This is a genomic window from Pseudomonas sp. CAN1, assembly GCF_030462585.1.
In the GTDB taxonomy this organism is placed as follows: domain Bacteria; phylum Pseudomonadota; class Gammaproteobacteria; order Pseudomonadales; family Pseudomonadaceae; genus Pseudomonas.
The window spans coordinates 1-19435 of record NZ_JASMRU010000036.1 but is presented as its reverse complement, the minus strand read 5'-3'; the positions used below and the strand labels follow the sequence as shown (position 1 = coordinate 19435).

Genomic DNA, 19435 nt, shown 5'->3' with positions numbered 1-19435 from the left:
TAGAATCGCCGCTCTTTCGTTCAAGGACGCTGTCATGAGCCTCTACCAGCCCGGCATTCTCGCCACTCCGGTTCCCGCCCACGCCCGCCATCTGTTCTTCGATCTGAAGTCGCTGCAGGACCTGCCCGCCGCGCTGGATCGCCTGATGCAGTTTGCCGACGGCGAGCGCGCGGTGATTGGCTTTGGCGAGTCGCTGGTGCGCGCTCTGGGGCGTCGTATCGACGGGCTGCGCGAGTTCCCGGCGATCTCCGGCGTGGGCGTCGACAACCCGTCTACCCCGCATGCCCTGTGGGTCTGGCTGCGCGGTGACGAGCGCGGCGCATTGCTGCTGCGCACCCAGGAGGTCCAGTCCCTGCTGGCACCGGCGCTGGAGCTGAGCAGCCTGACCGAGGCCTTCCGCCACGGCAGCGGCCATGACCTGACCGGCTACGAGGACGGCACCGAGAACCCGCAGGACGACGACGCCGTCGCTGCTGCCATCGTTGAATCGGGCGCAGGCATTGCCGGCGGCAGCTTTGCCGCGATCCAGCAATGGCGCCACCAGTTGCAGGACTTCGCCGCGCTGCCGCAGCACGAGCGCGACGACATCATGGGCCGCCGCCTGAGCGACAACGAGGAGCTGGACGACGCGCCGGAGTCCGCCCACGTCAAGCGCACCGCCCAGGAGAGCTTCGAGCCGGAAGCCTTCATCGTCCGTCGCTCCATGCCCTGGACTCAGGGCCAGGACGCTGGGCTGATGTTCCTCGCTTTCGGCTGCACCCTGGACGCCTTCGAGGTCCAGCTGCGCCGCATGAGCGGCCTGGAAGACGGTATCACCGACGCGCTGTACCGCTTCAGCCGCCCGCTGACCGGCGGCTACTACTGGTGCCCGCCGCGCAAGGGCGGGATGCTCGACCTGAGCGCGCTGCTGGGCTGATATCGCCGCTGCGCCTTGAAAGCCCCGTCAACGTGCGGGGCTTTCTTTTTGACGCTGGTGCGCCGATTTCGTGGACAAGGTCCGCTCCTACTCGGTGACGACTGGCGTAGGAGCGGACCTTGTCCGCGAGTCCCGACCAGAGTCGCGCAGCTGAAATCCGGCTCCGTTACTCTCCGTGACTCCCACAATGGCCCCCCGATCTTCCCGGAAATTGGCTGTTGGCCCTCGCCGACACCGGGCGTAGCGTGGACCCATCTCCCCACTGCCGAGACCACCGCCATGCCCGCCACCACTTCCCTGAAATGCCTTCTCGCTGGCCTCGGCCTGGCCCTGAGCCTGCCGCTCTTCGCCCACGATGCCACCCAGGAAAAGATCGAGGTCCAGCAGGAGCAGAAGCTCCCTGACGCTGCCGGCAAGAAGGGCCTGATGATTACCGTCTCCTATGCGCCCGGCCAGGCCTCCGGTGCCCACGTACACAGCGGCTCGGTGTTCGCCTACGTGCTCGAAGGCGCGGTGATCTCCCAGTTGGAGGGGCAGAAGCCGGTGACCTACCAGGCCGGCCAGTCCTGGTACGAGGCGCCGAACACGCCGCACTTGGTGTCGCGTAACGCCAGCAACGAGAAGCCGGCCAAGCTGCTGGTGTGGATGCTGCTGGACGAGAAGGCCCCGGTGCTGACGCCGTTGAAGCAGTGACCCCATGACGAAGAACCCCGCCGATTGGCGGGGCTCTTCGTTACAGCTTGGACGTCGCAATGGTCTCGGCGGATAACCTGTTCCAGGTTATGCGCCCTACGCAGGCCAAGGATTACTCCGGCGTGCGCTGGGTCATGAAGAGTGCCGCGACCCGTAGGGCGCATAACGCGCCAGCGTTATCCGCCACAGAGGTCCCGGCGGATAAAGGATCACTCCGGCGCACCCGGCACCTTGCGTGGCGCCATGAAGAACATCCAGGCCAGGGCCAGGAAGTACATGGTCGGGATGATGGTGAAGAGGATCGCGTAGTTGTTGTGGGTGACGGTGAGGATGTAGCCGACGATCTGAGTCATGAACATCCCGCCAATGGCCGCGAACATGCCGCCAAAGCCGAACACCGTGCTCATCAGGTGCTTGGGCGTGTAGTCCATCACCAGGCTCCAGATGTTCGCCGTCCACGCCTGGTGCGCGCCCACGCCCAAGGCGATGGCGGCCACGGCGATCCACAGGCCGCTGGCCTTGGCGGCGAAGATCACGCCGATGATCGCGCAGGCGCAGATGAACATCGACAGCAGGCGCGCATGGATCGAGTTCATGCCGCGGCCGATCAGCCAGGACGAGAGGATGCCGCCGCCGATGCTGCCGAAGTCCGCGGTCAGCCAGATCAGCATCAGCGGGATGCCCATCTGGGTGACGCTGATGCCCAGGCCGTACTGCTGGTTGAGGAACGGCGGCAGCCAGTAGAGGTAGAACCAGAACACCGGTGCGGTCAGCGAGTAGGCGAGGGCGAAGGCCCAGGTGCCGCGCATGCGCAGCACGGCGGAAAAGGGCACGCGCTCGGCCGGCGGCTCGTCGGCTTCCTGGATGTAGTCCAGCTCGCTCTGCTTCACCGTCGGGTGTTCTTCGGGGTTGAAGTACTTCAGGCTCCACAGCACCACCCAGACGAAGCCCAGCGCGCTCATGCACAGGAACGCCGCCTGCCAGCCCCAGGCCGCGAGGATCAGCGGCAGCAGCGCCGGAGTGACCATGGCGCCGACGTTGGTGCCGGCGTTGAAGATGCCGGTGGCCATGGCCCGCTCGCCGGCAGGGAACCACAAGCGCGTGGTCTTCACGCAGGCCGGGTAGTTGGCCGCTTCGGTCAGGCCGAGGATGAAGCGGCAGACCATGAAGCCCGCCGCCGAGCTGGCCAGGCCGTGGGCGCCAGTGGCGAAGCTCCACAGCAGCACGGCGAAGAAGAACGCGCGCTTCACCCCGATGCGGTCGATCAGCCGGCCCTGCAGCACGAAGCCGATGGCATAGCCGACCTGGAACCAGAAGTTGATGTTGGCGTAGTCCATGGCCGTCCAGGCCATCTTCTCGGCGAGCACCGGTTGCATCACGCCCAGGGCGGCGCGGTCGATGTAGTTCAGGGTAGTGGCGAAGAACACCAGGGCGAGCATGCCCCAGCGCACCTTGCCGACGGCCATGGCGCCACGCACCTTGCCGAAGAAGGAGGAGCCGTGCGGGGCGACCGCGGCGAGGGGAGCGGATTGCGTATGGATCATGATCGGGCCATCCGTTATCGGGCTGACGCGCAGCCTCAGGAATTATTGTCGTGCCGCAGGCATCCCGCGTGCTCCACCGCCGATCGGCGGGGGCATCAGGAAAGACGTGCGGTGGCTGGCGAAAATCAGTGCGCCCGACGGCGCCCGAGCAAACTGCACAGCCCTGGCATCAGGCGGGCCAGGACGGTTTGCCGGTGGGGGATGGAGGCGGCGAGGCGAGGGTGAGGGATGTACATGAGCATTTACCCGTTCTTGAAATTGTTATGGATGACACGCAGGCCATCTCGCAGCGGCTTGTGAGCATCCCACGGGCAAAGGCAGTGCCGGGGGAGCAGCCGGATTGCGTCGACGTGGCTAAATCTTGAGCAGCGGCCGGAACAGCGTCAATTCGATAAACGGCCTTTGGTTCGGTAATCGAACACAAAACTAACCAGTTAGTACACTTTAAATTGCCGGCAACCCGGACCGCCAGAATAATCAGACTCAGCCGGAGACCGATTCCAACAAGCCCCCAACCACGCCCGGCAGGAGTTCCCCAGATGCAACGATCGATCGCCACCGTTTCCCTGAGCGGGACCCTGCCGGACAAGCTCGAAGCCATCGCCGCCGCTGGTTTCGACGGTGTGGAAATCTTCGAGAACGATCTCCTCTATTACGGCGGCAGCCCGCGCGACGTGCGCCGGGTCTGTGCCGACCTGGGGCTGGCGATCACCCTGTTCCAGCCGTTCCGCGACTTCGAGGGCTGCCGCCGCGATCGCCTGCCGCGCAACCTCGACCGCCTGGAACGCAAGTTCGACCTGATGCAGGAGCTGGGCACCGACCTGGTGCTGATGTGCAGCAACGTTGCCGCCGACTCCCTGGGCGAACGCGAATTCCTCCTCGAAGACCTCGGCCTGGCCGCCGAGCGCGCCGGCGCCCGTGGCCTGCGCGTGGGCTATGAAGCCCTGGCCTGGGGCCGCCACGTGAACACCTGGCAGCAGGTCTGGGACCTGGTGCGCGAAGTGAACCACTCGGCGCTGGGCGTGATCCTCGACAGCTTCCACACCCTCTCGCTGAAGGGCGACCCGGCGGGCATTGCGCAGATTCCGGGGGAGAAGATCTTCTTCGTGCAGATGGCCGACGCGCCGATCCTGGCCATGGACGTGCTGGAGTGGAGCCGGCACTTCCGCAACTTCCCCGGCCAGGGCGAGTTCGATCTGGCGGGCTTCCTCGCGCCGATCCTCAAGAGCGGCTATCGCGGCCCGCTGTCGCTGGAAATCTTCAACGACGGCTTCCGCGCCGCACCGCCGCGCGCCAATGCCGCCGACGGCCTGCGCTCGTTGCTCTATCTCGAAGAGAAGACCCGCGAGCGCCTGCTCAGTGAGGGCACACCGAAGGAACAGCTCGACTGCCTGTTCGCGCCGCCGCCGGCCAGCCAGCTGGAGGGCGTGGAGTTCCTCGAATTCGCCGTCGACGAGGCCCTTGGCGCGCGCCTGGGCAACTGGCTGGAGCGCCTGGGCTTCGCCCGCGCCGGCGAGCACCGCTCCAAGGCGGTGAGCCTGCTGCGCCAGGGCGATATCAATATCGTGCTCAACGCCGAACCCTATTCCTTCGGCCACAGCTTCTTCGAGGCCCACGGCCCGTCGCTGTGCGCCACCGCTTTGCGCGTGCGTGATGCCGCCAGCGCACTGGAGCGCGCGCAGGACTACAAGGGCCAGCCGTATCGCGGGCTGGTCGGCCCCAACGAGCGGGAGATTCCGGCCGTGCGTGCGCCGGACGGGAGCTTGATCTACCTGGTCGAAGAACGCGCCGCCGGGCAGACCATCTATGACATCGACTTCCGCCTCGATCCCGAGGTGCAGCCCAGCGGTCGGCTGCAGCGCATCGACCACATGGCCATGGCGCTGCCGGCGGACGGGCTGGACAGCTGGGTGCTGTTCTACAAGGGCCTGTTCGACTTCGAGGCCGACGACGAAGTGGTGCTGCCCGATCCCTACGGCCTGGTGAAGAGCCGCGCCCTGCGCAGTGCCAACGGCAGCGTGCGCTTGCCGCTGAACATCTCGGAGAACCGCAACACGGCGATCTCCCATGCGCTGTCCAGTTATCGCGGCTCCGGCGTTCACCACATCGCCTTCGCCTGCGAAGACATCTTCGCCGAGGTGGCGCGGGCGAAGGACGCCGGAGTGCCGCTGCTGGAAATCCCGCTGAACTACTACGACGATCTTGCCGCGCGCTTCGACTTCGATGACGAATTCCTCAGCGAGCTGGCCTACTTCAACGTCCTCTACGACCGCGATGCCAGCGGCGGCGAGCTGTTCCACGTGTACACCGAGCCGTTCGAAGAGCGCTTCTTCTTCGAGATCATCCAGCGTCGCGGCGGCTATGCCGGCTACGGCGCGGCCAACGTCGCCGTGCGCCTGGCGGCCATGGCCCAGGCGCGCAACGGCACCACGCGTCGGCCGAAGGTCTGAGCCGCCGCGCTTTGCCTGAAGGGGGCGGGGGCGCGCATAATCCGCGCATCCCTTCACCCCAGCAGGCGCCCCTGGCGCCTGCTCGACGATGCAAAGCCATGACTGACAGTGCCACCCAGCCGATTCCCGCCGAAACCGCCCGCCGCGGCCGCAAGAACAACCCGGAGAAGACCCGCGAGGACATTCTCCAGGCGGCCATCGTCGAGTTCGTCCAGCAGGGGCTTTCCGGCGCGCGGGTGGACGCCATCGCCGAGCGCATGAACACCTCGAAGCGGATGATCTACTACTACTTCGGCAGCAAGGAGCAGCTCTACCAGGCGGTGCTGGAGAAGCTCTACGGCGACATCCGCGGCACCGAGCAGTCGCTGCACCTGGCCGAACTTGAGCCGCTGGAAGCCATGCGCAGGCTGGTGGACTTCACCTTCGACCACCACGACCGCAACGTCGACTTCGTGCGCATCGTCTGCATCGAGAACATCCACTACGGCCAGTTCGCCTCCGGCTCCGAGGCGATCCGCTCGATGAACAGCAATATCCTGCGCACCATCGAGGACATCCTCCAGCGCGGCGCCGCCAGCGGCCAGTTCCGCGACGGCCTGCAGGCCATCGACGTGCACATGCTGATCAGCGGGTTCTGCTTCTACCGCGTGTCCAACCGGCACACCGTCGGTTCATTGTTCCAGATCGAGCTGGAAGACGCGGCGGTGAAGGCGCGGCACAAGGAAATGATCGTCGAGGCGGTATTGCGTTACGTCCGCCCCTGATCTGCTTGGCTCCGGCACGGCGGTCGTTCGCGAGCAAGCTCGCTCCTACAAGCTGACCGGCGCGCTCCTCTTAGGAGCGGACCTTGTCCGCGAAATCCTCCCACCCACACCCATATCACCGTCAAACACCTGCGCAGGATGGCGTGGAACGCAGCGATACCCATCACCGGCGCCCATCGGCGGATAACCCGTTCCGGGTTATGCGCCCTACGTGAACTCAGGTAGCCGGCCGCACTTTCTCATAGCGCACGTCCCGCTCATCCACCCGCCCGGCAAGCTGCCAGCCTCGTCCGAGGTAGAAGGCATTGGCACGGATATCCTCGCCGCCATCGGTGACCAGCCAGATGCTGGCGTGTTCGCGGAACAGGCACTCTTCCGCTGCCGCCAGCAACAGCCCGCCCAGCCCACAGCCCTCGAACTCCGGCCGCACGAACAGCGCAAACACTTCGCCCGATTCGCCATCGACCATGGCAAAGCCACCGGCCTTGCCATCGAATTCGGCGACCCAGGCGCACGGCGACGCCTCGATGGCCTCGGTCAGCGCCTCTGGAGTGATGCCCAGGTCGGTCATCTGCTCGCGGCTCAGGTGGTTCTGCCGCACGCTGGTACGGATGTCGAAGAGGGTGTCGATGTCGGCCACGGTGGCGGGGCGGATCGTTGCGGGCATGCTCATCTCGTCGGGATCAGCTGGCGGAAAAACCAGCGTGGTAGGCGACCTCACCGGCGGCCGCTGAACCGTCCAGCGACAATGCCATGAAGTACTCGGCCGGCACGCCCGCATAGCGGATCTCCGGGGTCTGGCGGAAGCCGAAACGCGGATAGTAAGCCGGGGCGCCGAGCACCACGCAACCGCTGGCGCCGAGCTCCCGCAGTCGCTCCAGCCCGGCGCGGATCAGTGCCGCGCCAATGCCCTGGCCATGCAGGTCGGGCCGTACGGCGACTGGCCCGAGACCGTACCAGCCGAGGTCGCGACCCTCCAGGGTGACGGGGGAGAACGCCACATGACCGACCACTTCGCCGTCCAGCGTGGCCACCAGCGACACACTCAGCGCCCCGGCGGCACGCAGGGCATCGACGATGGCGCCTTCGGTGCCGCTGGCGTGCTCGGCCACGGCGAAGGCGGCGGTGATCACCTGACGGATGACTGCCGCGTCTTCTGGCTGTTCGGGGCGAATGGAGTAGCTCATGCAGCGAATCCTCGTTGAGTCGCCGGCCTTTGGTTACTGGCCGGGTTGAGCACTATAAGCCAAGGTCGGCCATGATGATTCCGGGACGGCCAGTCCGGCGCGCTGTCGGCGGATAACGCCTGGGGCGTTATGCGCCCTACGGTCTGCCTGCATGCTCCGCGCATCACCGTAGGGCGAATAACCCGGAACGGGTTATCCGCCGTTGGGAGTGGATAACGCCCGCGGCCTCATGCGCGTCGTGGCTCGGCGACGGCACCGCGCTCAGCGTCGCCAGAACCCGCGCGGGCCCTTGGGCTTGGTCTCGATGGGGGTAATGGTCGGCAGGTCGTCCAGCGGCACCCAGACCTCGCCTTGCCAGTCGAGCACGGTGACGAAACCGTCGAGCCAATGCAGGCGCATGCGCCTGGGCTGATGCGGGCATTGCTGGGACCCATCGCGCAGCAGCGGAATCACGTCGTGGCTGAACCACTGGCGCAGGGTGCGATTCTCCGGGTGGCTGTGGCGATAGAACGCCATGTACAGCGCCGCTTCGCTGATCACCTCGACTTCCTCCTCGCTGCCGCTGTTGCACAGCAGGCGCACGGTCTTGGCTTCGCCTTCTTCCAGGCGCCGGGCGAGAACGGTGGGGTGGTGCAGGCCGAGCAGGCGCGCGACGTCGGTGCCGACGAACCAGGGCTGGTTGTCGATCATCACGCCGCGCACAGGGCGGTTGTGGCGCAGGAAGGTGGTGGCGGTTACGGCATCAAGAACATCCATGGCTAGTACTCCACATAGTCGGAGAGAGCCGCCGTCCCGTTCTTGTCTTGTGAGGGAGGCGGAGCGCGTGGGGGTGAAGAACCGGGAACTGGCTACCGGCAGGCCGAGGCCTCCCCACGCGATCCGCCATAAGAGCGCTGTAGTTTCCTACAGTTGCGTGGGGGCCTACGAAAACGATCCGCTGTTTTCGCATGCACCTTTGGCGCAATCGCGCCTGTTGCTCAGGTCTTCACACCCGGCCACGGGATTGACCGTGGCGGGTTGGAATCTAGCGACGGCCCTTGTAGGCCCACAAGGCGGTTTGCCGGTGGGAAGTTTCGGGGGTGTTGGGGTGGTTCCGTAGGAGCCGATGGACCGGGCGAGTCGGCGTGGGGACGGTTCGCGAGCAAGCTCGCTCCTACAGATGGGCGATATGCCTGGGTGTTCGCCGGCAGCCGCGTCTTCCGCCGCGTGGGATTTCGCGGACAAGGTCCGCTCCTGCGGGCAGGGTGCGATGCTCTTCGTGGGACCGAGGGGGACGCCTTGTTCCTGCTCGCGAACCGCACGGTACGGAGGATATACAAGGGCTCAAGCTGGATGCGGAGTGCGGGCAGCATGGGTATCGCTGCGCTCCACGCCATCCTACAACCGAGGGTTGCCGGTACGGCGCGGTGCGAGGGGGATCGAGAGTAGGGCGCATAACGCGCCAGCGTTATCCGCCGCGGTGGCATCGGCGGATAACCCGTTCCGGGTTATGCGCCCTACGTACAGACACCCGCTCCAGCTGCAGCTCTGGCTCTGGCTCTGGCTCTGGCTCTGGCTCTGGCTCTGGCTCTGGCTCTGGCTCTGGATTTTGAGGTTTTCCAGAGGAATATCCGCACACTCCGGAGTGCCCCTTTCAGGAGGCCGAAGGTGATCGGAGTTTCAGGGGTTGAGCGACATGGATGTCGCGAGAGCCGCGATGGGCCAGGGATGGCCCTTCGCGGCGGGCCCCTGGAACTCCGAGGAACCGAGGGTACTTTTCGCGAAGCGAAAAGCCGCATGTAGGGGCGAGACCTTTGCCTCCTTTGGGGCGTTTGCCAAAGGAGGTCGCCCGAGGGGGCGAAACACGGAGCCCGCGCGCACGCCGAAGCGGCGCGGAAGTTCCCAAGCCCAAGCAAAAGCATCGCGGAGAAGCTCCGCTCCTACAAAGTCAAAAGCCCCTCACCCTAACCCTCTCCCGCAAGCGGGAGAGGGGACCGTCCGGCGTGTGAGGAAACCGCGAAGTCAGCCGGTGCGGACGCGCCATCGCGTCCAAGCCCCGCTACTGCAAGATCAAAAAAGCGCTGATCCTCCGGCTCTCCAGTCCCGCGATAACGCAAGCCCAGCGCCGCGCCACCACCGATACGGTAAGCTGCGCCCCTTTCCCAGCGTTCCACCCGGAGAACGATCCATGGAAGACCTCAACACCCTCTATTACTTCACCCAGGTGGTGGAGCAGGGTGGCTTCGCCGCCGCCGGGCGGGCGCTGGACATCCCCAAGTCCAAGCTCAGCCGGCGCATCGCCCAGCTGGAGGAGCGCCTGGGCGTTCGCCTGCTGCACCGCACCAGCCGGCACTGCTCGCTGACCGAGATCGGCCAGGAGTACTACCAGCGCTGTGTGGCCATGCGCATCGAGGCCGAGGGCGCTTCCGAGGTCATCGAGCGCAACCGCAGCGAGCCGCGCGGCCTGGTGCGGCTGGCCTGCCCGACGACACTGCTGAACTCCTGGGTCGGGCCGATGCTTACCCGTTACATGCTCAGGTACCCGCTGGTGGAGCTGTTCATCGAGAGCACCAACCGCCGCGTCGACCTGCTCCACGAGGGCTTCGACATCGCCCTGCGGGTGCGCTTCCCGCCGCTGGAGAACACCGACATGGTGATGAAGGTGCTGGGCAACAGCACCCAGTGCCTGGTGGGCCGCCCGGACTTTCTCGAACGCATGGCCGGCGACAGTTCGCCCCTGGGTTTCGGCCAGCTGCCGAGCCTGCACTGGGGCGGCATGCAGCGTGAATACCAGTGGGAGCTGTTCAATGCGGAGGGCGAGCGCCTGCTGATCGCGCACAAGCCGCGCATGGTCACCGACGACCTGCTGGCCCTGCGCAACGCCGTCCTGGCTGGCGTCGGCATCGCCCACGTGCCACGTGTGGCAGTGCGCGAGGACCTGGCTGCCGGCACCCTGGTGGAGCTGCTGCCGGGCTGGTGGCCCAAATGCGGCATCGTCCACGCGATCTTCCCCTCGCGCCGTGGCCTGCTGCCGTCGGTACGCACGCTGATCGACTTCCTCGCCGAGGAGTTCCAGAGCAGCGACATGGCCTGACGCCCGAGCAATTATCAGCTCAGTGACTGTCCGCGCTGGGCTGCGCGGGCGGGGCGATCTTGCGCATCAGCGGCACCAGTAGCAGCGTCACTGCGAAGCACGCACCGACCAGCAGGAAGGCGTCGGCGAAGGTCAGTGTCTGCGCCTCGCGCCAGGTCAGGTCCCACAGGTGTTTCAGCGCCTGCTGCGAGGGTTCGCCGTTGAGGTCCATGGACGGCGCCAGCCAGTGGTTGAGCGCTTCGTTGCCGCTGTTCAGGTGCTCGGCCAGGCGCAGGAAGTGCAGGTTGGCGCGGTCGTTGAGCACCGTGGCGCAGGCGGCAATACCGATGGCGCCGCCCAGGTTGCGCATCAGGTTGAACAGCCCGGAAGCCAGCTTCAGGCGCTCCGGTGGCAGCGAGCCCAGCGCCAGGGTCACCGTCGGCGCCACGCAGAACTGCTGCGCCATGCCGCGCAAGGCCTGCGGGAACATCAGCTGGCCTGCGCCCCAGTCGTGGGTCAGTGGGGCGAATTCGTACATCGACAGGGTGAACATCACCATCCCCAGCAACAGTATCCAGCGCAGGTCGACGCGCCGGGCGAGGGCTGCGTAGAGCGGGATGCTCATGATCTGGAAGATGCCGGTGGAGAAGATCGCCAGGCCGATATCCAGCGCGCCATAGCCGCGCACGCGGCCGAGGAACAGCGGGGTCAGGTAGATGGTGGCGAAGATGCCGATGCCGGTGACGAAGCTGAACAGGCAACCGAGGGCGAAGTTGCGTTCCTTCAGGGCGCGCAGGTCGACGATGGGGGTGGCGACGGTGAGGCTGCGGTAGATGAAGGCGACGCCGCACAGGGCGGAAATCCACGCGGTGGCGACGATGGTGTCGTCGCTGAACCAGTTCCAGCGCGGGCCTTCCTCCATGGTGTATTCCAGGCAGCCGAGGAACAGCGCCATCAGCAGGATCGCCGGGTAGTCGGCGCCCTTGAGCAGCGACAGGTCGGGCTTGTCGATGCGCACCATGATCGGCACCACGATGGCGACGAACAGCCCCGGCACCAGGTTGATGTAGAACAGCCAGGGCCAGGATGAGATATCGGTGATCCAGCCACCGACCACCGGCCCCAGGGTCGGCGCCAGGGAGGCGATGGCGCCGATGGTGGCGGCGACTATCACCCGCTGCTTGCCATCGAAATAGAGGAAGCCGGTGGTGAACACCATGGGGATCATCGAGCCGCCGAGAAAGCCCTGCAGCGCGCGGAAGGCGATCATGCTCTGGATGTTCCAGGCCATGGCACAGAACAGGCTGGTGAGGGTGAAGCCCAGCGCCGAAGCGGCGAACAGCCAGCGCGTGGAGAGTACCTTGGACAGCCAGCCCGACAGCGGGATGACGATGATCTCGGCGATCAGGTAGCTGGTCTGCACCCAGGCCAGTTCATCGGCGCCGGCCGAGAGCCCGCCACCGATGTCGCGCAGCGAGGCGGAGACGATCTGGATGTCCAGCAGGGCGATGAACATGCCCAGGCACATGCAGGCGAAGGCGATCACCTTGCGCCCGGTGGACAGGCTCTGCACCGGCACCACTTCGCTGTTCCAGTGTCTGCTTATCCAGAGCTTGCTGGCGGCGAGGTTCACGGCTGGCTGCCCTGGGCGACGCGCTGGTCGGCTGCGCCATGTTCGTGGGCGCGGGTGTCCACTGCCACCAGCACCGAGAGACCGGGGCGCAGGTTCCCGAGGCGGCCGTCGGCGTCGTCCAGGTGCACGCGCACCGGCACGCGTTGGACGATCTTGGTGAAGTTGCCGGTGGCGTTCTCCGGCGGGAGGATGCTGAACTGCGCGCCGGTAGCCGGGGCGAGGCTGTCCAGGTGACCGTGGAAGACCTTGCCCGGCAGGATGTCCGCTTCGATGGTCACCGCCTGGCCGGGCTGCATGCGCGCCAGCTGGTCTTCCTTGAAGTTGGCGTCGACCCAAAGGCCCTGCGCGGGCACCACGGCAAGCAGCTGGGTGCCGGCGGCGACGTAGCTGCCGACCCTAGCGCGGCGGTTGCCGATGTAACCGTCCACCGGCGCGCGTAGCTCGGTGTAGCCGAGGTCCAGGCGCGCCAGGTCGCGGGCGGCGACGGCCTGCTCCAGCGCGGCCTGGGCCTGCTGCCGCTGGCTGTGGATCACATCCAGCTGGCGACGCGCAGCGAGCAGGCTGGCGCGGGCCTTGTCGCTGTTGGCGCGGGCGGATTTGAAGCTGGCGTCGGCGCGCTGCGCGGCTTCCACCGACACGGCGTTAGTGCGCACCAGGGTTGCGTAGCGGCGCTGGTCGTCGCGGGTGCGCACTTCCTCGGCGCTGGCGGCGTCGATCTCCGCCTGGCTCTGGCGGATCAGCGCGTCCTGTAGCGAGGCCTGGGCATCGACATTGCCCAGCGCGGCTTCCTCGGCATGTACCGCGCCCTCGGCTTTCGCCAGCGCGGCGCGGTAGTCGCGGTCATCGATGCGTGCCAGCAGGTCGCCGGCATGCACCAACTGGTTGTCGCTCACTTTCAGCTCGGCGATGTAGCCAGCCACGCGCGGGCTGATGACGGTGACGTCGCCGCCGACATAGGCATCGTCGGTCTTTTCCAGGAAGCGCCCGTCGAGCCACCAGTGCCCGGCGTAGGCGCCTATGCCGAGGATGGCTGCCGCGGCAATGGCCAGCTTCAGCGGCGTGCGGGATTTCGGTCTGGCCGTGTCGACGGCTGGCGTGGCGGGGAGGGAAACGGGCTGGTTCATGGCGGCCTCGCTCAGGCGTGATCGGCGTGGGGAGTGTTCTGGGGAATGTTCTGCGGATTTGCTTGCGCGAAGACGGGGACGAGCCGGTCGCCCTCGCGGCGGTGAATCTGGTGTTGCGGGCCGATCGGCTCGCCGCTGTCGGCGTCCACCAGGGCGATGCGCACCGGGCGGCCGTTGCGGACGTCCACCAGCTCGGCGGTGCTGGCCATGCCGGCGTGGCGCTTGCCCCACTGCAGCAGGGTCAGCAGCACCGGGCGCAGGTCGCGGCCACGGTCGGTGAGCAGGTATTCGAAGCGCGGCGGGTGGTCGTTGTACTGGCTGCGCTGCAGCAGGCCGCTGTCCACCAGGGTGCGCAGGCGACGGGTGAGCACGTTGCTGGCGATGCCCAATCGTGCGAGGAACTGGTCGAAGCGGGTGGAGCCGTAGAAGGCTTCGCGCAGGATCAGCACGTTCCAGCTGTCGCCGATCAGGTCCAGCGCCTGGGCCACGGGGCAGGGCAGGTGTTCGAAGCGGATTCTGCGCATGTCGGGCTCCTTTAGATTATGTCAATCATTCAATCAGGCCGCGCTTTCAGGGGCCTGGATGAACGTCAGGCAAGAGCTACCCAGAAAGATTATGGTCGTAATGTAATTGGGTCGCTTGCTTTGCGCAAGTGACTCATCGAGAGGTGCTGGAGGCGGGGGATGAACGGCAAACCTGGGTGGGGCGGGACGCGCCTGGAAGTTGCCTGATTCTGCGCAAGTTGCCGGGGAAAGTTGCGTGAAAGTTGCTCGCTAAATATTCGGTGATGAACTTTGAAAGCAACGGAGGAATTATCTGAAATGGGTCTGGAACATCGGTTCCATAACTTTTTCGCAGACAAAAAAAGGCCGCCTGGGGAGGCGGCCAAACCAAAGGATGATGAAGTGGAGCAATCCTCCGGATGCTCTGGAGCGGGCATCCGAGACTCATGGTCTTCATCGGGGCGCAAGCTTAATGGCGATCGGGGGAAATGCTGAATCATTAAGCTCGATATCGACTATCGACAGCGCTGGTTTGAGACCCAGGCGGCGGATTGTTATCTCTTCGCACGCTCTGCCGATGGCAGGGAACGATAAGAAAGTTGCTCAGAATTCAATCGATACGCCTGCCAAGACAAGTCCAACAAAGGGGTAGAAGATGTCCACGTTCCGACTCACATTGCTCGGTGCATGCCTGGGGGCGAGCGCCGCCGGTATGCCGTTCCAGCTGGCCCACGCCGACGCCGTTGCCGATCAGTCCGAAGCCACCGGCTTCATCGAAGGCAGCACGGCCTCGCTGCTGATGCGCAACTATTACTACAACAGCGACCGCAAGTCCGGCGCCGGGGACCGCAAGGACTGGACCCAGGGCTTCACGCTGAACTACAGCTCCGGTTTCACCCAGGGCACGGTCGGCTTCGGCGTCGAGGCCTTCGGCAACTGGGGTATCCGCCTGGATGGCGGCGCCGGTACCTCCGGCACCGGCAACCTGCCGGTGCGTGATGACGGCTCGCCGGAAAGCGAGTACGGCCGCGCCGGCGGTGCGGTGAAGCTGCGCGTGTCGAAGACCGAGCTGCGCTGGGGCGACCTGCAACCCACTGCACCAGTGTTCGCCGCCGGCGGCACCCGCCTGTTCCCGCAGACCGCCACCGGCTTCAACGTACTCAGCAGCGAGATCGCCGGGCTGGACCTGGACGGCGGCCACTTCACCGGCGGCAACGGCCCGGTGACCACCAATGGTGACCATGGCATCTGGGCCTCCTACGCCAACGTCGAGGCCAGCAGCATCGACTACGTGGGCGGCAAGTACGCGGTCAACGACACGCTGAACTTCTCGCTCTATGCCTCGAAGCTCGAAGACGTGTGGCGCCAGTACTACGGCAACGCCAACTACACCCTGGCGCTGGCGGATGACCAGTCGCTGAACTTCGACTTCAACCTCTACCGCACCAACGACGATGGCAGCGCCAAGGCCGGCGAGATCAGCAACACCACCTGGTCCGCCGCCGCCGCGTACACCTTCCTCACCGCCCACACCCTGACGCTGGCCTACCAGAAGGTCCACGGCGATACGCCGTTCGACTACGTGGCCTTCGGTGTCAATGGCCCCGGCGACACCGGCGACTCGATCTTCCTCGCCAACTCCATCCAGTACTCTGACTTCAACGGCCCGGAAGAGAAGTCCTGGCAGCTGCGCTACGACCTGGCGATGGCCACCTACGGCATCCCCGGCCTGAGTTTCATGGCGCGCTACGTCAACGGCCACGGCATCGACGGCAGTAAGATGGCCGCCGACAGCCCGTACCGCGGCTATGGCTACGGCGATGACGGCAAGCACCACGAGACCAACCTGGAAGCCAAGTACGTGGTGCAGTCCGGACCGGCGAAGGATTTGTCCTTCCGCCTGCGTGAGGCAATCCACCGCGGCAACGCCGACCAGGCCGAGGGCGACGTCAACGAGTTCCGCCTGATCGTCGACTACCCGTTGTCGATCCTGTAACGCCAGAGCGGCACCCAGGCGGGTGCCGCTCTACGGTGCTCTTCGTAGGAGCGAGGGGGACGCCCAGTTCTTGCTCGCGAAGGGATTTCCGGCTGCTCCGGCGTCAAGCGGTTCGCGAGCAAGCTCGCTCCTACAGGATTCAACGTTACGCGCAGATATTCCCGGTCCGAAGGGCGAATAGCGCGCCAGCGTTATCCGCCATTGGCGGGTTGGCGGCGGATAACCTGTTCCAGGTTATGCGCCCTACAGGTGCGGCCTGTTGCGAGCCTGGAATGCGGGCGGGGCGCTACAATCGGCGCTCCGTTTCCGTTTCGCGAGCCCTGTCGATGTCCGAAGAAGAGCGCAGCACGCAATTGATCGATGGCCCGGTGGGCAAGCTGCAATTGCTGATCGACCGGCCAGGCGTGCCGGCGAAAGGCATCGTACTGATCAGCCATCCGCAGCCGCTGCTCGGCGGCAGCCCGAAACACCGTGTGCCACTGACCCTGTCGCGCAAGCTCTGTGGTGCTGGCTGGTTGACTGTGCGGCCAAGCTTCCGCGGTGTGGACGGCAGCGAAGGCGAGTACGCCGAAGGTATCGGCGAGGCGCAGGACATGCTCGCGGTGATTGCGCACCTGCGCAGCGAGTATCCCGAGTTGCCCTTGGCGCTGGTGGGCTTTTCCTTCGGTGCCTACGTGCTCGCCCGCGTGGCTGGCGAGTTGTCACCACCTGCGGATGCCATCGCGTTGATGGGCTTGCCGGTGGGCACTGTCCGTGGTGGCCGAGACTACGAGGCGCAGGAGCTACCGGCCGATTGCCTGTTGCTGCACGGCGAGGCGGACGAGATGGCGCCGCTGAGCAACCTGCTGCACTGGGCGCGACCGGCGCAGCGCGAGGTGGTGCTCTACGCCGGCGCCGACCACTTATTCAAGGGCTGCCTGGAGCGCGCGGTGGAACGGGTCGTGGAGCACTTGCAGGCGGTACTGGCCTGAGCGTCGTCACAGGTCCTTCTTGAGTTCCTTGTCCAGGTGCTTGTCTTCCTTGTGGCGCTCCTTGTCCAGGTGATCGTCGGCTTTCTCCACCTCGTCCTTGTCGTGCTTGTAGCCCTTGTCGACTTCCTTGGCATCGTGGTCGACGCCGTCGTCGATGTCTCGGTGCAGCTCGCGAACGTCCTTGGCGACGTCGCCTTCGGCTTGCGCCAGGCCTGCCGTACCGCCCAGGAGCAGCAGGCTGGTGACCAGGGGAATGATGGCTTTGTGCATGGTGGCGTCCTCCGCTTTCTGCGCTTTTTCCTTGATCGCCTGGTGAGTCCAGCCGCCTCGCAAGTCTAGCCACCACGCCGGCTCGCGCTGTCTTTCCGACCGCAGGAGCGCTTCAGGTCAGAACAGCGGTCAGCACAGATTGCGCAGGTACTCCCAGGGATAGATGCCGCGGTCGTGGCCATCGTCGAACACCAGTTGCACGCCGTAGCCCTGCAAGTTCAGCTGCTGCAGGACGACCTCGGCCGCGACCAGTTCGATGCGCCCCTGAAGGCGCGCCGCTCGGCACTGCGAGCAGGGGCAGGCACCGCGCAGGCGGGCGAAGGCGATGCACTGTTCGACGCCGTCGTCCCAGCGGATGCGCAACTCGCGGTCGGCGCTGGAGCGGTGCAGCGCGACCGGAGTAATCATGCTGACTGCCCCACCAGTTGAGTGAGGGCGATGCGCACCGCCTTGCGCACTTCCGGGTCGCCGTCGTTCTCGGCATTGCGCAATGCATCGATGGCATCGCCGCTGCCCAGCTCGCCCAGGGCCAGCGCCGCTTCCTTGCGCAGGTTGCTGATGCCGTGGCCGAGCACCACTTTCAGGCCTTCCAGCGCCGGCAGGTAGCGCAGCTTGCCCAGCGAACGGGCGGCGCGCAGACGCACCTGCCAGAAGTCGTCTTCCAGTGCCTGCACCAGCGCATCGCCGGCTTCGGGCAGCGCCAGTTTGCCGAGGGTGCCGGCGGCTTCCTCGCGTACCTGCCAGGCCGGGTCGGCCAGCGCCGCTTGCAGGGCGGGCAGCACGCTGGCATCGATGGCCAGGCCGAGGGCGCCGGCAGCGGCACGGCGCACTTCGGCGTCCGGGTCATCACGGGTCAGGCGCGCCAGGTGTGGCAGGGCGTCGGTGCGCTTGAGCCAGCCGAGGATGCCCACGGCCTCGCGGCGCACGCCGGCATCGCTGTCGTCCAGCGCCGTCAGGGCCGGTTCGGCGGCGTCTTCCAGGCGCAGTTCGCGCAGGGCGCGCAGGGCGCTGCGGCGGACGAAGATATCGGCATGGCTTGCCCAGGGCAGCAGGCGCACGCCGGCTTCGGCGGTTTTCAGCTCGCTCAGGCTTTGGGCGGCTGCGTCGCGCACGTCGTTGTCGCTGTCGGCCAGGGCCTGGCAGAGGGCGTCCACCACCTCGGGCTCTTCCCAGGCTTCCAGCAGGCGCGCGGCTTCGGCGCGGACGCTGGCGGCGGCGTCGTGGTTCAGCGCGTGGGCGAGCCAGGGCAGGCCGTCGGGCTCCTCCAGGTCGGCCAGCTCGATCAGGGCGATACGGCGCACACCGGCGTCGGCGTCCTGCAAGCGTGGCTGCAGGTCGATTATGTCGGGGTTGCTTGTGCTGAGATTGAAGTCGGTCATATGGCGAATCGCGGTATCCGTTGTGGAGTGGGCAGGCCCAGCGGGGTCAGGCGTGGCAGCTGGCGGCCGTCCTCGTGGCGCAGCAGTTCCAGGCAGTGGCGCTTGAGCCGGGAGAATTCCGGGCTGGTGAGCAGGTCGGCGTGGCGCGGGCGCGGGAAGTCGAGGCGGAGGTCTTCGAGGATGCGTCCGGGGCGCGGGCTCATCACCAGGATGCGGTCGGCGAGGAACAGCGCCTCGTCGATGTCGTGGGTGATGAACAGCACGCTGGTGCGCAGGCGCGTCCAGATATCCAGCAGCAGCTCCTGCATCATCATCCGCGTCTGCGCGTCGAGGGCGCCGAAGGGTTCGTCCATCAGCAGCAGGCGCGGCTGGTTGATCAGCACGCGAGCGATCTCCACGCGTTGCTGCATGCCCCCGGAAAGCTGCGACGGCCAGCGCCCGGCGAAGCCATTCAGGCCCACCAGCTGGAGCATTTCGTCGGCCTGGCGATGGCGCTCGGCGCGGGGCACGCCGCGCATCTTCAGGCCGAAGGCGACGTTGTCGCGCACGCGCCGCCAGGGCAGCAGGGTGTGGTGCTGGAACACCATGCCGCGCTCGGGCGAAGGGCCGGCGACTTGGGTGCCATCCACTTCCAGCTGGCCGGCGCTGGGCGTCAGGTGCCCGGCCAGGGCGCCGAGCAGGGTGGACTTGCCGCAGCCGGAGGGGCCGAGCACGCAGACGAACTCGCCCGGCTCGATGGCGAAGCTCAGGGACTGCACGGCTTCGAAGGCATCGCGGCCGTGGCCCAGGTGGATCGACAGACCGTCGACGCGCACGCGCCCCGGTGTGCTGGCGCTGGTGTCCTGCGGCACGCGCGGCGTCACCACGTGCAACTGCACCTGCGGGTACTGCGCGAGAAAGTCGCCCAGGTGCTGGCACAGCCAGTAGGTGGCGAAGCCGGGGTTGCAGCTCAC

18 protein-coding genes are annotated in these 19435 nt (G+C 66.4%); 7 read left to right on the top strand and 11 right to left on the bottom strand.

Annotated elements, in window-relative coordinates; all coding sequences use genetic code 11:
* Window positions 1-34 precede the first annotated feature (34 nt).
* Window positions 35-916, top strand: a complete 882-nt coding sequence (locus tag QO207_RS27405; RefSeq protein ID WP_301535400.1) for a Dyp-type peroxidase — start codon at window positions 35-37, stop codon at window positions 914-916.
* 279 nt (window positions 917-1195) lie between these two features.
* Complete coding sequence (locus tag QO207_RS27400) at window positions 1196-1609, top strand: cupin domain-containing protein (protein WP_301535399.1); 414 nt, start codon at window positions 1196-1198, stop codon at window positions 1607-1609.
* Between the two features lie 209 nt (window positions 1610-1818).
* Here the strand turns inward: QO207_RS27400 and QO207_RS27395 are convergent, their stop codons facing one another.
* Entirely contained in the window at window positions 1819-3153 is a 1335-nt protein-coding gene (locus QO207_RS27395; protein WP_301535398.1) for an MFS transporter, read from the bottom strand.
* A gap of 539 nt (window positions 3154-3692) precedes the next feature.
* Here QO207_RS27395 and quiC point away from each other — a divergent pair.
* Window positions 3693-5603, top strand: coding sequence for a 3-dehydroshikimate dehydratase QuiC (gene quiC / locus QO207_RS27390; RefSeq protein ID WP_301535397.1), 1911 nt, complete (start codon window positions 3693-3695; stop codon window positions 5601-5603).
* Window positions 5604-5701: 98 nt separating this feature from the next.
* Window positions 5702-6367: a TetR/AcrR family transcriptional regulator gene (locus tag QO207_RS27385; RefSeq protein ID WP_301535396.1), complete on the top strand. Its 666-nt coding sequence runs from the start codon at window positions 5702-5704 to the stop codon at window positions 6365-6367.
* Between the two features lie 217 nt (window positions 6368-6584).
* Here the strand turns inward: QO207_RS27385 and QO207_RS27380 are convergent, their stop codons facing one another.
* From QO207_RS27380 to QO207_RS27370, 3 genes are all read right to left on the bottom strand, one after another.
* A complete protein-coding gene (locus tag QO207_RS27380) occupies window positions 6585-7034 on the bottom strand; it encodes a GNAT family N-acetyltransferase (RefSeq protein ID WP_301535395.1) in 450 nt (149 codons plus the stop codon).
* A 16-nt stretch (window positions 7035-7050) separates the two neighbouring features.
* A complete protein-coding gene (locus QO207_RS27375) occupies window positions 7051-7554 on the bottom strand; it encodes a GNAT family N-acetyltransferase (RefSeq protein ID WP_301535394.1) in 504 nt (167 codons plus the stop codon).
* A gap of 261 nt (window positions 7555-7815) precedes the next feature.
* Window positions 7816-8310, bottom strand: coding sequence for a BRO family protein (locus QO207_RS27370; RefSeq protein WP_301535393.1), 495 nt, complete (start codon window positions 8308-8310; stop codon window positions 7816-7818).
* 1411 nt (window positions 8311-9721) lie between these two features.
* On the opposite strand from QO207_RS27370, the gene QO207_RS27365 reads away from it, so the two are divergent.
* A complete protein-coding gene (locus QO207_RS27365; protein ID WP_301535392.1) occupies window positions 9722-10627 on the top strand; it encodes a LysR substrate-binding domain-containing protein in 906 nt (301 codons plus the stop codon).
* Between the two features lie 19 nt (window positions 10628-10646).
* Here QO207_RS27365 and QO207_RS27360 read toward each other — a convergent pair whose 3' ends face one another.
* Genes QO207_RS27360 through QO207_RS27350 form a run of 3 tightly spaced genes read right to left on the bottom strand, consistent with a single transcriptional unit; the run spans window position 10647 to window position 13887 of the window.
* Window positions 10647-12212 (bottom strand): DHA2 family efflux MFS transporter permease subunit, encoded by a 1566-nt coding sequence (locus QO207_RS27360; RefSeq protein WP_301535428.1) that lies wholly within the window; start codon window positions 12210-12212, stop codon window positions 10647-10649.
* 23 nt (window positions 12213-12235) lie between these two features.
* On the bottom strand, window positions 12236-13363 hold the full coding sequence (locus QO207_RS27355; protein WP_301535391.1) for an HlyD family secretion protein: 1128 nt from the start codon (window positions 13361-13363) through the stop codon (window positions 12236-12238).
* 11 nt (window positions 13364-13374) lie between these two features.
* Complete coding sequence (locus tag QO207_RS27350) at window positions 13375-13887, bottom strand: helix-turn-helix domain-containing protein (protein WP_301535390.1); 513 nt, start codon at window positions 13885-13887, stop codon at window positions 13375-13377.
* Window positions 13888-14578: 691 nt separating this feature from the next.
* Here QO207_RS27350 and QO207_RS27345 point away from each other — a divergent pair.
* Window positions 14579-15862 carry an OprD family porin gene (locus QO207_RS27345; protein ID WP_301535427.1) on the top strand — a complete coding sequence of 428 codons (1284 nt, stop codon included), beginning with the start codon at window positions 14579-14581 and terminating at the stop codon, window positions 15860-15862.
* Between the two features lie 326 nt (window positions 15863-16188).
* On the top strand, window positions 16189-16833 hold the full coding sequence (locus QO207_RS27340; RefSeq protein ID WP_301535389.1) for an alpha/beta hydrolase: 645 nt from the start codon (window positions 16189-16191) through the stop codon (window positions 16831-16833).
* 6 nt (window positions 16834-16839) lie between these two features.
* Here the strand turns inward: QO207_RS27340 and QO207_RS27335 are convergent, their stop codons facing one another.
* The 4 genes from QO207_RS27335 to QO207_RS27320 all read right to left on the bottom strand — a co-directional run bounded on the left by QO207_RS27335 (window position 16840) and on the right by QO207_RS27320 (window position 19333).
* The gene (locus QO207_RS27335) at window positions 16840-17103 is read right to left on the bottom strand and encodes a hypothetical protein (RefSeq protein ID WP_301535388.1); all 264 of its coding nucleotides are present in this window, start codon (window positions 17101-17103) and stop codon (window positions 16840-16842) included.
* Window positions 17104-17232: 129 nt separating this feature from the next.
* Window positions 17233-17511, bottom strand: coding sequence for a gamma-butyrobetaine hydroxylase-like domain-containing protein (locus tag QO207_RS27330; protein ID WP_301535387.1), 279 nt, complete (start codon window positions 17509-17511; stop codon window positions 17233-17235).
* Entirely contained in the window at window positions 17508-18482 is a 975-nt protein-coding gene (locus QO207_RS27325; protein ID WP_301535386.1) for a HEAT repeat domain-containing protein, read from the bottom strand. Before QO207_RS27325 ends, QO207_RS27330 begins: the two co-directional genes overlap by 4 nt.
* Window positions 18479-19333 carry an ABC transporter ATP-binding protein gene (locus QO207_RS27320; RefSeq protein WP_301535426.1) on the bottom strand — a complete coding sequence of 285 codons (855 nt, stop codon included), beginning with the start codon at window positions 19331-19333 and terminating at the stop codon, window positions 18479-18481. Before QO207_RS27320 ends, QO207_RS27325 begins: the two co-directional genes overlap by 4 nt.
* Window positions 19334-19435 lie beyond the last annotated feature (102 nt).

Excerpts from the sequence above, each read along its gene's own strand:
- QO207_RS27350 (WP_301535390.1), bottom strand. The coding sequence starts at position 13,887 with ATGCGCAGAATCCGCTTCGAACACCTGCCCTGCCCCGTGGCCCAGGCG.
- quiC (WP_301535397.1), top strand. The coding sequence starts at position 3,693 with ATGCAACGATCGATCGCCACCGTTTCCCTGAGCGGGACCCTGCCGGAC.
- QO207_RS27335 (WP_301535388.1), bottom strand. The coding sequence starts at position 17,103 with ATGCACAAAGCCATCATTCCCCTGGTCACCAGCCTGCTGCTCCTGGGC.
- QO207_RS27400 (WP_301535399.1), top strand. The coding sequence starts at position 1,196 with ATGCCCGCCACCACTTCCCTGAAATGCCTTCTCGCTGGCCTCGGCCTG.
- QO207_RS27385 (WP_301535396.1), top strand. The coding sequence starts at position 5,702 with ATGACTGACAGTGCCACCCAGCCGATTCCCGCCGAAACCGCCCGCCGC.
- QO207_RS27405 (WP_301535400.1), top strand. The coding sequence starts at position 35 with ATGAGCCTCTACCAGCCCGGCATTCTCGCCACTCCGGTTCCCGCCCAC.
- QO207_RS27355 (WP_301535391.1), bottom strand. The coding sequence starts at position 13,363 with ATGAACCAGCCCGTTTCCCTCCCCGCCACGCCAGCCGTCGACACGGCC.
- QO207_RS27340 (WP_301535389.1), top strand. The coding sequence starts at position 16,189 with ATGTCCGAAGAAGAGCGCAGCACGCAATTGATCGATGGCCCGGTGGGC.
- QO207_RS27365 (WP_301535392.1), top strand. The coding sequence starts at position 9,722 with ATGGAAGACCTCAACACCCTCTATTACTTCACCCAGGTGGTGGAGCAG.
- QO207_RS27380 (WP_301535395.1), bottom strand. The coding sequence starts at position 7,034 with ATGCCCGCAACGATCCGCCCCGCCACCGTGGCCGACATCGACACCCTC.
- QO207_RS27325 (WP_301535386.1), bottom strand. The coding sequence starts at position 18,482 with ATGACCGACTTCAATCTCAGCACAAGCAACCCCGACATAATCGACCTG.
- QO207_RS27375 (WP_301535394.1), bottom strand. The coding sequence starts at position 7,554 with ATGAGCTACTCCATTCGCCCCGAACAGCCAGAAGACGCGGCAGTCATC.
- QO207_RS27395 (WP_301535398.1), bottom strand. The coding sequence starts at position 3,153 with ATGATCCATACGCAATCCGCTCCCCTCGCCGCGGTCGCCCCGCACGGC.
- QO207_RS27370 (WP_301535393.1), bottom strand. The coding sequence starts at position 8,310 with ATGGATGTTCTTGATGCCGTAACCGCCACCACCTTCCTGCGCCACAAC.
- QO207_RS27345 (WP_301535427.1), top strand. The coding sequence starts at position 14,579 with ATGCCGTTCCAGCTGGCCCACGCCGACGCCGTTGCCGATCAGTCCGAA.
- QO207_RS27330 (WP_301535387.1), bottom strand. The coding sequence starts at position 17,511 with ATGATTACTCCGGTCGCGCTGCACCGCTCCAGCGCCGACCGCGAGTTG.